This window comes from Streptomyces sp. NBC_00461 (assembly GCF_036013935.1).
Taxonomy (GTDB): Bacteria; Actinomycetota; Actinomycetes; order Streptomycetales; family Streptomycetaceae; genus Streptomyces.
In genome coordinates this window covers 2,950,263-2,962,298 of the sequence record NZ_CP107902.1, presented here as the reverse complement: position 1 = coordinate 2,962,298, position 12,036 = coordinate 2,950,263, and the positions used below count along the sequence as shown (strand labels likewise).

The 12,036-nt window shown below is 70.9% G+C and carries 12 protein-coding genes and 1 pseudogene; 5 read left to right on the top strand and 8 right to left on the bottom strand.

The features are described from left to right. Positions 1-71: 71 nt before the first annotated feature. The 3 genes and pseudogenes from OG870_RS13950 to OG870_RS13940 all read right to left on the bottom strand — a co-directional run bounded on the left by OG870_RS13950 (position 72) and on the right by OG870_RS13940 (position 1,997). Positions 72-407, bottom strand: a complete 336-nt coding sequence (locus OG870_RS13950) for a RidA family protein (RefSeq protein WP_266588463.1) — start codon at positions 405-407, stop codon at positions 72-74. 78 nt (positions 408-485) lie between these two features. After that, positions 486-926: pseudogene (locus OG870_RS13945) on the bottom strand (nuclear transport factor 2 family protein); the annotation flags it as partial. A gap of 42 nt (positions 927-968) precedes the next feature. Then, positions 969-1,997, bottom strand: a complete 1,029-nt coding sequence (locus OG870_RS13940) for an MBL fold metallo-hydrolase (RefSeq protein WP_266585015.1) — start codon at positions 1,995-1,997, stop codon at positions 969-971. A gap of 210 nt (positions 1,998-2,207) precedes the next feature. Here OG870_RS13940 and OG870_RS13935 point away from each other — a divergent pair, with 210 nt between their 5' ends. Next, positions 2,208-3,665 carry an aldehyde dehydrogenase gene (locus OG870_RS13935; protein WP_266513441.1) on the top strand — a complete coding sequence of 486 codons (1,458 nt, stop codon included), beginning with the start codon at positions 2,208-2,210 and terminating at the stop codon, positions 3,663-3,665. 6 nt (positions 3,666-3,671) lie between these two features. After that, positions 3,672-3,905 carry a ferredoxin gene (locus OG870_RS13930; RefSeq protein WP_266513438.1) on the top strand — a complete coding sequence of 78 codons (234 nt, stop codon included), beginning with the start codon at positions 3,672-3,674 and terminating at the stop codon, positions 3,903-3,905. Positions 3,906-4,210: 305 nt separating this feature from the next. Here OG870_RS13930 and OG870_RS13925 read toward each other — a convergent pair whose 3' ends face one another. Beyond that, positions 4,211-4,864, bottom strand: coding sequence for a TetR family transcriptional regulator (locus tag OG870_RS13925; RefSeq protein ID WP_266513435.1), 654 nt, complete (start codon positions 4,862-4,864; stop codon positions 4,211-4,213). 396 nt (positions 4,865-5,260) lie between these two features. Between OG870_RS13925 and OG870_RS13920 the strand changes: the two genes are divergently transcribed. Genes OG870_RS13920 through OG870_RS13910 form a run of 3 tightly spaced genes read left to right on the top strand, consistent with a single transcriptional unit; the run spans position 5,261 to position 8,537 of the window. After that, the gene (locus OG870_RS13920) at positions 5,261-6,742 is read left to right on the top strand and encodes a glycosyltransferase family 4 protein (protein WP_327690929.1); all 1,482 of its coding nucleotides are present in this window, start codon (positions 5,261-5,263) and stop codon (positions 6,740-6,742) included. Next, complete coding sequence (locus OG870_RS13915) at positions 6,736-7,470, top strand: class I SAM-dependent methyltransferase (RefSeq protein WP_266513430.1); 735 nt, start codon at positions 6,736-6,738, stop codon at positions 7,468-7,470. Before OG870_RS13920 ends, OG870_RS13915 begins: the two co-directional genes overlap by 7 nt. After that, entirely contained in the window at positions 7,467-8,537 is a 1,071-nt protein-coding gene (locus tag OG870_RS13910) for a prenyltransferase/squalene oxidase repeat-containing protein (RefSeq protein WP_327690928.1), read from the top strand. Before OG870_RS13915 ends, OG870_RS13910 begins: the two co-directional genes overlap by 4 nt. A gap of 149 nt (positions 8,538-8,686) precedes the next feature. Here the strand turns inward: OG870_RS13910 and OG870_RS13905 are convergent, their stop codons facing one another. The 4 genes from OG870_RS13905 to OG870_RS13890 all read right to left on the bottom strand — a co-directional run bounded on the left by OG870_RS13905 (position 8,687) and on the right by OG870_RS13890 (position 12,021). Then, the gene (locus OG870_RS13905; protein WP_266585023.1) at positions 8,687-8,974 is read right to left on the bottom strand and encodes a hypothetical protein; all 288 of its coding nucleotides are present in this window, start codon (positions 8,972-8,974) and stop codon (positions 8,687-8,689) included. A 48-nt stretch (positions 8,975-9,022) separates the two neighbouring features. Continuing rightward, positions 9,023-10,033, bottom strand: coding sequence for an LLM class F420-dependent oxidoreductase (locus OG870_RS13900; RefSeq protein ID WP_327690926.1), 1,011 nt, complete (start codon positions 10,031-10,033; stop codon positions 9,023-9,025). Positions 10,034-10,157: 124 nt separating this feature from the next. Beyond that, positions 10,158-10,964, bottom strand: a complete 807-nt coding sequence (locus OG870_RS13895; RefSeq protein ID WP_266585027.1) for a DUF5336 domain-containing protein — start codon at positions 10,962-10,964, stop codon at positions 10,158-10,160. 85 nt (positions 10,965-11,049) lie between these two features. After that, on the bottom strand, positions 11,050-12,021 hold the full coding sequence (locus OG870_RS13890; RefSeq protein WP_327690924.1) for an N-acetylmuramoyl-L-alanine amidase: 972 nt from the start codon (positions 12,019-12,021) through the stop codon (positions 11,050-11,052). Positions 12,022-12,036: the final 15 nt, after the last annotated feature.

Below are 12,036 nucleotides of genomic sequence, written 5' to 3'. Positions count from 1 at the left end.
CAGGCCGGGGAGACTGCTCGGCTCGGGTCGCGACGCCGAGGAGTTGATCCGGTCCCTCCTGGTGTGACGGCTCACCCCAGGGCGGCCACCGCGTCCACCTCCACCAGCACCCCCTCCCGCACCGGCCGCACCACCACCGTCGTACGCGCGGGCAGCGGACTGCAGTCGGTGAAGAACTCCCGGTAGACGCGGTTGAACTCGGCGAAGTGGGTCCGGTCGGCCAGGTAGCAGGTGCAGCGCGTGATGGACCGCCGGTCGCCGCCCGCCGCCGCGACCACCGCCTCGACATTGGTGAGCGCCTGCCGCGCCTGCGCCCCGAAGTCCGCCGGCATCTCACCGGTCGCCGGATCCAGCGGCCCCTGCCCGGAGGTGAACAGCCACGGACCGCTGCGCACGCCCTGGGACAGCGGCGGCGGGCTGCCGTCGGCGAAGGGGACGAAGGGAGCACGGTCGGTGCTGACCGGTTCGAGGGGGCCGCGTCCCTGCCGGGGAGTGGGGCCGCCGAACGGGAGGTGCAGCGTCCGGGAGGCGAGCAGCCACCGGTCGTCGACGCGGCGGAAGGTGTCCTGGTAGTGGCCGACCTGGACCGGCGGCCCGGTCGGCACCATGCCGCCCGACCAGCCTTCGACGCGGTACGTCGTGAAGTACGACGTGGCCTCGGCCGTGTCCGCCGACGTCACCGTGACCCGGATGTTGGACATGACCCGTCGGGAGAGCTTGTCCGGCGGCCGGGAACCGAAGTACGCCCGCAGCTCCTCCCGTCCCTCGGACCGCCGCCCGTCCCCAGGAGGGGGCCACTCCCACACGCCGTCCTCGGTGAACAGCTCGGCCACGGAGGCGGGTTCACCGAGGTCGAGGCGGTGGACGAGGTCGAGGATCAGACGTTCACAGGCGCGTTCGGCGAGGAGTTGCTCCGTGGGGTCCATGGAGACGTTGGTACCAGGGGACACTCACGAGGTGCGAGCGAGTTACACGGCCACGTACGTCACCGGGTCGCTCCCCGTCACCGCCTCCGCCCGCCCCAGCTTGACCAGCCGCCGCAGATGCGCCTCGGCCTCCGAGACCGCGATGTTCCGTGATCCGTAGGGGATTTGTGCCCAGGGCCGGTTCCACTCCATGCGCTCGGCGACCTGCCAGGCGGTGAGCGGTTCGACCAGGAGGGCGCGCAGCCCGGTGAGCCGCTCCTCGTGGTGCGCGAGCAACTCCCGTACCCGGGCCGCCGCGTCGGTGAACGTGTGCTGATGAGCGGGCAGCACCTCGGCGGCTGCCAGCCGCCCGACCCGCTCCAGGGAGTCGAGGTAGTCGCCGAGGGGATCGGTGACGGTCGCGTCGTCGGGGTCTTCGTAGAGGCCGATGTGGGGGGTGATCCGGGGGAGGAGGTGGTCGCCGGAGAACAGGCGTCCGCTGCCCGGGAGTCGGGCCGGGTGCTCCTCCTCCAGGTGCAGGCAGACGTGGCCGGGGGTGTGCCCCGGGGTCCAGATGGCTCGCAGCCGGCGGCCCGGGAGGTCGAGGAGCTCGCCGGGGACGATCTCGCGGTCGGGCAGGGCGGGGGAGAAGCCCGGCAGGGTGGTGCGGGGGGCCGCGTCGCGCAGGGGCGCCACGTGCTCGTCGGGGGCGCCGGCCGCGGTGAGCTTGGCGGCCATGTACGAGAACCAGCGCCCGGGCCGGGTCTCCCGGGTGCGCCGCACGATCGCCGAGTCCGCGGCATGCATCGCGATCCAGGCCCCGGACGCCTCGCGCACCTTGCCGGACAGGCCGTGGTGGTCGGGGTGGTGGTGGGTGATGACGACACCGTGCACCTCGCTCACCGCTGTACCGGCGGCTGCCAGCCCCTCGACGAGGGTGTCCCAGGACGCGGGGTCGTCCCACCCCGTGTCGACCAGCACCGGCCCGCGATCGGTGTCGACGACGTACACGAGCGTGTGTCCCAGGGGATTGTCCGGGATGGGGACCTGGACGGACCGCACACCGCCGCCGTGGTCGCTGACCTGTGCCATGGGCTCCCCTGTCGCCGCGTTCCCGTCACTATAACTAGAACCAGTTTCAATGGGAGCCCAAGTCATCGATCGGACGCCCGAACCGCCACGCCGCCGTCGCGGACGTGCCGTGACGGCGGTGTGCGGCCTGTGGACTCCTCCGAGGGGAACTGGTATCAGTTCCCGTATCTGATGAACCGTCAGAGTCAGCTCCCGGGAAGGCAGTCGGCCATGACCGAGCTCGTGGAACACGGACAGCTGTTCATCGGCGGGGAGTTGACCGACCCCCTCGGCAAGGACGTCATCGAGGTGATCTCGCCGCACACGGAGGAGGTCATCGGACGCGTGCCGCACGCCTCAACGGCGGATGTGGACCGGGCGGTCGCGGCCGCGCGAAGGGCATTCGACGAGGGACCCTGGCCGCGGATGTCGCTCGACGAGCGGATCGAGGTCGTCACCCGCATCAAGGACGCGATCGCCGTACGGCACGAGGAGATCGCCCGCGTGATCTCCTCCGAGAACGGGTCGCCGTACTCCTGGAGCGTCCTCGCGCAGGCACTCGGCGCGATGATGGTGTGGGACGCGGCGATCACCGTCGCGCGGAACTTCACCTACGAGGAGACCCGCGACGGCGTGCTCGGCAGGATCCTCGTGCGCCGCGAACCGGTCGGCGTCGTGGCGGCCGTGGTGCCCTGGAACGTCCCGCAGTTCGTGGCCGCCGCCAAGCTCGCGCCCGCGCTGCTCACCGGCTGCACCGTGGTGCTCAAGCCGTCGCCCGAGTCGCCGCTGGACGCGTACATCCTCGCCGATATCACCCGTGAGGCCGGGCTCCCGGAGGGCGTCCTGTCGATCCTCCCGGCCGACCGCGAGGTCAGCGAGTACCTGGTCGGACACCCGGGGATCGACAAGGTCTCCTTCACGGGTTCGGTGGCCGCCGGGAAGCGTGTGATGGAGGTGGCGTCGCGCAATCTCACGCGCGTGACCCTGGAGCTGGGCGGCAAGTCGGCGGCCGTGGTCCTCCCCGACGCGGACCTCGCCACCACCGTCGCGGGCGTCGTCCCGGCGGCCTGGATGAACAACGGCCAGGCCTGCGTGGCCCAGACCCGTATCCTGCTCCCGCGCTCCCGCTACGACGAGTTCGCGGACGCCTTCGCGACGGCCGCGAGCGCGCTGGTCGTCGGCGACCCGCTGGACACGGCGACACAGGTCGGCCCCCTGGTGGCTCGGCGCCAGCAGCAGCGCAACCTCGACTACATCCGCATCGGCCAGGAGGAGGGCGCCAAGATCCTCACCGGCGGCGGCCGCCCACCGGGCCTGGAGCGCGGCTGGTACGTCGAGCCGACGCTCTTCGGCGACGTCGACAACTCGATGCGGATCGCCCGCGAGGAGATCTTCGGCCCGGTGATCTGCCTGCTGCCCTACGGCGACGAGTCCGAGGCCCTGAAGATCGCGAACGACTCGGACTACGGGCTGAGCGGCAGCGTGTGGACGTCGGACGTGGCGCACGGCATCGAGGTCGCCCGCCAGGTCCGTACCGGCACGTATTCGGTCAACACCTTCAGCCTCGACATGCTCGGCCCCTTCGGCGGTTACAAGAACTCCGGGCTGGGGCGGGAGTTCGGCCCCGAGGGCTACGGCGAGTTCCTCGAACACAAGATGATCCATCTCCCGGCCGGCTGGGAGGGCTGAGCCGCCATGGGTGACCGCTGGCACGTCGAGGTCGACCGCTCCGTCTGCATCGGCTCGGCCCAGTGCGTCCACCGGGCCGCCGGCGCCTTCCGCCTCGACTCCGCCATGCAGTCCCACCCGGTCGAGCCGGAGACCGACGCCAACGAACGCATTCTGGAGGCGGCGGAGAACTGCCCGGTGGAGGCCATCGTGATCACTCTGCTGGGGAGCGGGGAGCCGGTGTTTCCGCCGGAGGAATAAGGGCCGAAGAGGAGTAGGGGTAAGGGCCGAACACGAGAAGGTGGTGTCCAAAAAATCAGCCTTCAGGGGGTTTCATTGGCTTACAGGCGTTCTATCCTTAGAAGTGGCCTACGAGGCGAGTGAGGGAGTTCCACCGGAGTAGCCGACTTTGGCGAGACGCAGATGCAGACGCATCCGCCGGGGCCGACGTCGACGGTCGGGCTGAGAGGCCGGAAGGCAGCAGTAGGGCCGGAAGGCGACCCCCAGGACCTGATCCGGACAATGCCGGCGAAGGGAACCCGTCTCGTAGGTTCCGTGCGTGCGCCTCAGTCGCGGGACGTACTCCCCGCGGCCGGATCCGTCAGGTCGATCAGGCGGCACACCGTCTCGATGTCGATCTTGACCTGGGCGATGGAGGCGCGGCCCGAGAGCCAGGTGATCAGGGCCGAGTGCCAGGTGTGCTCGATGACGCGGACCGCCGAGAGCTGCTCGGGGGTGGGGTTCTCCAGTCCGATCGCGTCCAGGATGATCACCGTGGTCTGGCGGGAGACCTGGTCGACCTCGGGCGAGACGCTGCGGTCGGCGAAGGTGAGGGCGCGGACCATCGCGTCGGCCAGATGCGGCTCGCGCTGCAGCGCCCGGAAGGCCCGCATCAGGGTCTCCGCGACCCGCTGCGCCGCCGTGTCACCCGTCGGCGGCTTCTTCCGCAGCGTCCCGTGCATGTGCTCCAACTGGTCCTGCATCGTGGCGACCAGCAGATGGATCTTGGACGGGAAGTAGCGGTAGAGGGTGCCCAGGGCCACCTGCGAGGACTCGGCGACCTCACGCATCTGTACGGCGTCGAAACCGCCCCGGCTGGCCAGCTGCGCGCTTGCGTGCAGGATGCGCCGACGACGCGCCTCCTGCCGCTCCGTGAGGGGCGGGGAGGCCGGCTGCGAGGTACGTGCTTCCACCTTGGCCACCTTCGCTTGCGCTGGCATGGTTCCCGTTCCGTGACAGTCGGTGAGGGTCAGGGCCTGTCCGGCGGATCAGCTCGGCGTCGCGGGCCCTGGCACGCGCATCTGCGGCGTTGTCGTCGGTCGCCGACGCTCCGCGTCGACTCCCTCCTCCGCCTCGCAGCTGCACGCACCGGACCCCGCTCGGGTCGGCCAGGAGGAACCGCATCTCACAGCCGACCTGATCCGCCGGACAGGTCCTGGTGATCGCACCGAGCATGGCAGGGCGTCCGCCGTGGCGCGAATCACCTGATCCACTGCTCACCGTGCCCCTACCTGCCGGTAGATTCAGAGCCTCCTGGACGATCAAGTCTGAAACTTGTTCTAGATTAGCGTCCCGGCGTAATCTCGCGGGACAGTGCACGCAGAAGGGGGCCCAGAGTGACCGCTGAGGCCAGTCAGGCGGGTCCCCAGGAGGACCTCGCCGCCGACGGCGAGCGACCGCTCCACATCGCACTCCTCACCTATAAAGGGAACCCGTTCTGCGGCGGCCAGGGCGTCTACGTCCGGCACCTCTCACGCGAACTGGCCCGCCTCGGCCACCGCGTCGAGGTCATCGGCTCCCAGCCGTACCCCGTCCTCGACGAGGGCTACCCGGGTCTCACCCTCACCGAGCTGCCGAGCCTCGACCTCTACCGCTCGCCCGACCCCTTCCGCACCCCGAAGGGCGACGAGTACCGCGACTGGATCGACGCGATGGAAGTCGCGACGATGTGGACCGGCGGCTTCCCCGAGCCCCTCACCTTCTCGCTGCGCGCCCGCCGCCATCTCCGCGCCCGGCGCGGCGAGTTCGACGTCGTGCACGACAACCAGACGCTGGGCTACGGCCTCTTGGGGGACGTCGGCGCGCCCCTCCTCACCACGATCCACCACCCCATCACCGTGGACCGCCAGTTGGAGCTGGACGCGGCGCAGGGATGGCAGCAGCGGCTGTCCAAGCGCCGCTGGTACGCCTTCACCCGCATGCAGAAGCGCGTCGCGCGTCGCCTGCCCTCGGTCCTCACCGTCTCCGGCACCTCCCGCCAGGAGATCGTCGACCACCTCGGCGTACGGGACGACCGGATCCACGTCGTCCACATCGGCGCCGACACGGACCTCTTCTCGCCGGATCCGTCCGTGCCCGTGGTGCCGGGCCGGATCGTGACGACGTCCAGCGCGGACGTACCGCTCAAGGGCCTGGTGTTCCTGGTCGAGGCGCTGGCGAAGGTTCGCACCGAACACCCCGACGCCCACCTCGTGGTCGTGGGCAAGCAGCCCGCGGAGGGGCCCGTCGCCCAGGCGATCGGACGGTACGGCCTCCAGGGTGCCGTCGACTTCGTGAAGGGCATCTCCGACGCCGAGCTGGTCGACCTGGTCCGCTCGGCCGAGGTCGCGTGCGTCCCGTCCCTGTACGAGGGCTTCTCCCTCCCGGCGGCCGAAGCGATGGCCACGGGTACGCCCCTGGTCGCCACGACCGGCGGCGCGATCCCGGAGGTCGCGGGCCGCGACGGCGAGACATGCCTGGCGGTGCCCCCGGGTGACCCGGGCGCGCTGGCCGCGGGACTGAGCCGCCTGCTGGGCGACCCGGAGCTGGGGGCGCGGCTCGGCCGCGCAGGCCGTGAGCGGGTGCTGCGGAACTTCACCTGGGCCCGGGCCGCCGAGGGAACGGTGGCCAGATACCGCGAGGCCATCGCCGGCCCACACGCCGAAGCGACCGCGACCGGCCGGCCCGCACCTGCCGCCGCGGAGCCGCACCGCGCGGCCGTGGCGGAGCGGCAGCCCGGAGTCGTGGCGGAGCCGCACCACGCAGCCATGGCGGAACCGCAGCCCGCAGCCGTCGAAGAACTAGCCGCATCCAATCCCGAAAGCAGGGCCACTTGCTGACCGTCGACTTCTCCCGGTTCCCGCTCGCGCCGGGCGACCGCGTCCTGGACCTCGGCTGCGGGGCCGGCCGGCACGCGTTCGAGTGCTACCGGCGCGGCGCGCAGGTCGTGGCGCTCGACCAGAACGCCGAGGAGATCCGCGAGGTCGCGAAGTGGTTCGCGGCGATGAAGGAGGCCGGCGAGGCTCCCGAGGGCGCGACCGCCACGGCGATGGAGGGCGACGCCCTGGCGCTGCCCTTCCCCGACGAGTCCTTCGACGTCGTGATCATCTCCGAGGTGATGGAGCACATCCCGGACGACAAGGGCGTACTCGCCGAGATGGTCAGGGTGTTGAAGCCGGGCGGCCGCATCGCCATCACCGTCCCGCGCTACGGCCCCGAGAAGGTCTGCTGGACGCTGTCCGACGCCTACCACGAGGTCGAGGGCGGCCACATCCGCATCTACAAGGCGGACGAGCTGATCGCCAAGATCAAGGAAGCCGGGCTGAAGCCGTACGGCACGCACCACGCCCACGCGCTGCACTCGCCGTACTGGTGGCTGAAGTGCGCGTTCGGCGTCGACAACGACAAGGCGCTGCCGGTGCGGGCGTACCACAAGCTGCTGGTCTGGGACATCATGAAGAAGCCCCTGGCCACCCGGGTCGCCGAGCAGGCCCTGAACCCGCTGATCGGCAAGAGCTTCGTGGCGTACGCGACCAAGCCGCACCTCCCGTCGGTGGACGCCCGGTGACCACTCCCCGGACAGAACACCTCGTCCTGCCCGGGGTCCTCACCGCCGAGCAGGCTGCCGTGACCGTGCGCGGCATCCTCGCCGTGCAGCGGGAGGACGGGGCGATCCCGTGGTTCCGGGGGCACCACCTGGACCCCTGGGACCACACCGAGGCAGCGATGGCGCTGGACGCGGCGGGCGAGCACGAGGCCGCCGAGCGGGCGTACGACTGGCTCGCACGCCACCAGAACGAGGACGGTTCCTGGTACGCGGCCTACGCCGACGGCGACTTCGACGACGTCACCGACCGCGGGCGCGAGACGAACTTCGTCGCGTACATAGCCGTAGGCGTCTGGCACCACTACCTGTCCACCGGGGACGACACCTTCCTGGACCGCATGTGGCCGGCCGTCCACGCCGCGATCGAGTACGTCCTCGGGCTCCAGCAGCCCGGCGGGCAGATCGGCTGGAAGGGCGAGGAGGACGGCAGCATCACCACCGATGCCCTCCTGACCGGTTCCTCCTCGATTCACCACGCGCTGAGCTGCGCGCTCGCCATCGCCGAGCAGCGCGAAGAGCCGCAGCCGGACTGGGAGTTGGCGGTGGGCGCGCTGCGCCATGCGATCCGCCGGCACCCGGAGCGGTTCCTCGACAAGGACCGCTACTCGATGGACTGGTACTACCCGGTGCTGGGCGGCGCGTTGACCGGCGCGGAGGCCAAGTCCCGTGTGGAGGAAGGCTGGGAGCGCTTCGTCGTGCCCGACCTGGGCGTGCGCTGCGTCGTCCCCAACCCGTGGGTCACGGGCGGGGAATCAGCCGAACTCGCCCTCACCCTGTGGGCGATGGGCGAGTCCGACCGAGCCCTGGAGGTCCTCCAGTCCATCCAGCACCTGCGCGACGCCGACAGCGGCCTCTACTGGACGGGCTACGTCTTCGAGGACAAGGCCGTCTGGCCGCAGGAACTGACCACGTGGACCGCGGGCTCGCTCCTCCTCGCGGTCGCCGCCCTCGGCGGCCACGAGGCGACCTGCACGGTGTTCGGCGGCGAGAGCCTGCCGAGGGGACTGGACCCGGACTGCTGCGCCTGACCGCGCCCCGCCCCGCGCCCCAAAGGGGCGCGGGGCTGTGCCGACGTGCGGCTCCGCCGCGTGGGCGCGACCAGCCACCGACCGCCCGCACCCGTCGACCGGCAGCCCCCGCCCAGCTCCAGGGCGTCCCGGCTCACCGCGCGGAGCGCTCAGTGCCGCTGGATCCGTCCGGCCACCGCGTGGCCGATGAACAGGTAGACCACCGCGGCCAGACCGTAGCCTGCGATCACGCGGGCCCAGGCCTTGTCGAAGGTGAACAGGTCACGCGACCAGCCGGCCAGCCAGTTCGCCGCGTTGTGGACGAACTGCACCAGGTCGTTGGCACGGTTGGCGTCCAAGAGGTACATCACGATCCACAGGCCCAGGATGAGGGCCATGATGTCGGCGACGATCGCTACGACCGCCCCGGCCCGATTGCCGCTGCTGTATCGAGACATACCTTCCGGATTGCCGCCGAATCCTGGATGAAACCCGTACGGGTTCAGTCAGGAGTTGAGCTCGGCCAGCACCCTCAGCGATTCCCGGTCCGGGGAGAGGGCCAGCAGATCCGTCACCGGCCCCTTCCGCCACAACTCCAGCCGCTCCGCGATCCGTTCGCGCGGCCCGACCAGCGAGATCTCGTCGGCGAAGGCGTCCGGCACCGCGAGCACGGCCTCCTCGCGACGGCCCTCCAGGAACAACCGCTGAATCCGGCGCGCCTCCTCCTCGTACCCCATGCGCGCCATCAGATCGGCATGGAAGTTACGGGCCGCGTGTCCCATGCCGCCGATGTAGAAGCCCAGCATGGTCTTCACGGGCAGCAGCCCCTCGGCCACGTCGCCGCAGACCTGCACGCGGGCCATGGGGGCGACGAGGAAGCCCTCCGGGAGCTCCTCAAGTGCCGGTCCGTACACGTCGGGACGGGACGGCGACCAGTACAGGGGCAGCCAGCCGTCGGCGATCCGGGTCGTCTGCGCGACGTTCTTCGGCCCTTCCGCACCGAGCAGGACGGGAAGGCCGGGACGCAGGGGGTGGGTGATGGACTTGAGCGCCTTGCCGAGGCCCGTGCCGTCCGCGCCGGTGTACGGGTGGGAGTGGAACCGCCCCTCCAGCACCACGGGCGCCTCCCGCCGCAACACCTGCCGTACGACGTCCACGTACTCCCGTGTCGCGGTCAGCGGTGACTTCGGGAACGGCCGCCCGTACCAGCCCTCCACCACCTGCGGACCCGAAAGGCCGAGCCCGAGCATCACGCGCCCGCCGGAGAGATGGTCGAGAGTGAGCGCGTGCATGGCCGTGGTGGTGGGAGACCGGGCCGCCATCTGCGCAACCGCCGTCCCCAGCTTGATCCTTGACGTCTGCGCCGCGATCCAGGTCAGCGGCGTGAAGGCGTCGGACCCCCACGACTCGGCCGTCCACACGGAGTCGTACCCGAGCCGCTCGGCCTCCTGCGCGAGCGGCACATGGTCCGCGGAGGGGCCGCGGCCCCAGTAGCCGAGGGCGAGACCGAGCCGCATGACGCCTCCACGGGATATCCGACGCTATCTGACGTTCAGTCAGTCAGTGGCCTGTGGGCCGCGACTGTACGACAACGGCCCCCCGCCCGGAAGGGCGGGAGGCCGTCGTACGGTCTGTGGGGCGTCAGCCGCGCTGGATCCCGGAGGTGTCCTGCAGCACGCCACGACGGCCGTCCTGCGTCTGGGCGACCAGACCCGGACCGCGCTGCTCGACGGCCAGGTACCAGGTGCCCGGCGCGAGTTCGGCGATCGGCGTCGGCGAACCGTCCTCCGCGAACAGTGGCCGCGGCACCGGAACGGCGAACCAGAACGGCGAGAAGTCCCCGGCCGGCTGCTGCGCCTGCTGGGGCTGCGGAGGCTGCTGCCCCCCGAAGGGCTGCCCGGGCTGCGGCTGACCGCCGTAGGGCTGCCCGGCCTGCGGCTGCTGGGCACCGGGGTAGCCGTAACCACCCTGCGGCTGACCGCCGTAGGGCTGCGGGGCGACGGGCTTGGGGGCGGGGAGGAGGGCGGCCTGGAGGGGCGGGGCCAGCGGAGAGGCGACTGCGGCTCCGGCCAGGAGCAGGGCGGCGATCAGGCCGAGGATGAGGCCTGCGCCCCTTTCGACACTCAACCCGCCCGTGTCGATCGACCCTGCCGGGTCGAAGATCGTCCAGAGGGCGGTCCACGCGGCGAAGACCGTCAGTGCCACGCCGAACTGGCCGAGGTCGAGGCCAACGACCTTGCGGGGTTGCGGCAGCGCGCGTGCGACGACGACCAGGACCGCGCCTGCGATGCCGCCGATGTACACGCTCATCAGCAGTCCGAGGTTGTCCCAGGCGTTGGGGATGTTGCTGCTGTCGCCGCCATACGTGTCGAGAAACGACGCGATGAACAGCAACACCGCTGCTCCGATCACCACGCCGTCGCCTCGAGTGAGGGAGCGGATATTCACTTCAAAGGTCCTTCGTAGGTCGTCTCGTCGTCGGTGAACCCTATCGCCCGTCCGACCACGGTGTCCGCCGGGAGCAGCCCGCTGATCACGAACCGTGCAGGAAACTCACTATTCCCTCAGAAATTCCTTGCGCGGCCCGCTGTCGCCATGCACCGCTCGTGAGCAGTGCTGCGTCCTTGATATCGCGCATGTTGCCGCACTCGATGAACACCTTGGGAACCGTTGACAGATTGAGACCGCCCAGGTCCTTACGCGTGACGAGGCCGGTGCCGTCGCCGATGTAGTTGGACGGGGCCGAACCCGTGGCGCGGACGAAGTTGCCCGCGATGCGTTCGCCGAGTTCGGCGGAGGGGGCGACGATGGAGCGGGTGTCCGCGGTGCCGGCGTGGACGCTGCCCGGGAGGATGACGTGGAAGCCGCGGTTGCCGGCCGCGGAGCCGTCGGCGTGGATGGAGATCGCGGCGTCGGCGTGGGCCTTGTTGCCGATCGCCGCCCGCTCGTCCACGCAGGGGCCCCAGGCCGGGGAGCCGGTGTCGTGGGTCAACTTCACCGTGGCGCCCTGCTTTTCGAGGAGCGCCTTCAGTCGGTGGGACACGTCCAGCGTGAACTGGGCTTCCGTGTAACCCGCGTTGGTGGACGTGCCCGTGGTGTCGCACTCCTTCCAGTTCGTCCCGATGTTCACCTTGCGGTTGATCGCGGACGTGTGCTGGAAGTTGCCCGAGTTGTGACCGGGGTCGATGACGACGACCTTGCCCCTGAGGGAGCCGGAGGCGACGGGGGCCGACGAGGTGGGCGAGGCGAGGGTGGGCGTCGCGCTCGGGTTCTTGCCGTCGTCGGTGGCGGGGGAGGAGGCCGGAGCGGCGGACGTCGCCGTCGCGGACGTCCGCACGGTCGCGGCGCCCGCCCCACCGCCGTCGTTCCCCGTCCCGCCCACCGCCTCGTACACGAGCCACCCGAGCAGGGCGCCCGGCACGAGCGCGGCGACGGCGACGGTCAGGGGGCGGCGGCGGGAGCGGCGGGGCTGGGGAGGATCGAAGTCCGGGCCTACGTACGACACGTCAGCGACTCTAAC

Excerpts from the sequence above, each read along its gene's own strand:
- OG870_RS13930 (WP_266513438.1), top strand. The coding sequence starts at position 3,672 with ATGGGTGACCGCTGGCACGTCGAGGTCGACCGCTCCGTCTGCATCGGC.
- OG870_RS13905 (WP_266585023.1), bottom strand. The coding sequence starts at position 8,974 with ATGTCTCGATACAGCAGCGGCAATCGGGCCGGGGCGGTCGTAGCGATC.
- OG870_RS13940 (WP_266585015.1), bottom strand. The coding sequence starts at position 1,997 with ATGGCACAGGTCAGCGACCACGGCGGCGGTGTGCGGTCCGTCCAGGTC.
- OG870_RS13935 (WP_266513441.1), top strand. The coding sequence starts at position 2,208 with ATGACCGAGCTCGTGGAACACGGACAGCTGTTCATCGGCGGGGAGTTG.
- OG870_RS13925 (WP_266513435.1), bottom strand. The coding sequence starts at position 4,864 with ATGCCAGCGCAAGCGAAGGTGGCCAAGGTGGAAGCACGTACCTCGCAG.
- OG870_RS13900 (WP_327690926.1), bottom strand. The coding sequence starts at position 10,033 with ATGCGGCTCGGTCTCGCCCTCGGCTACTGGGGCCGCGGCCCCTCCGCG.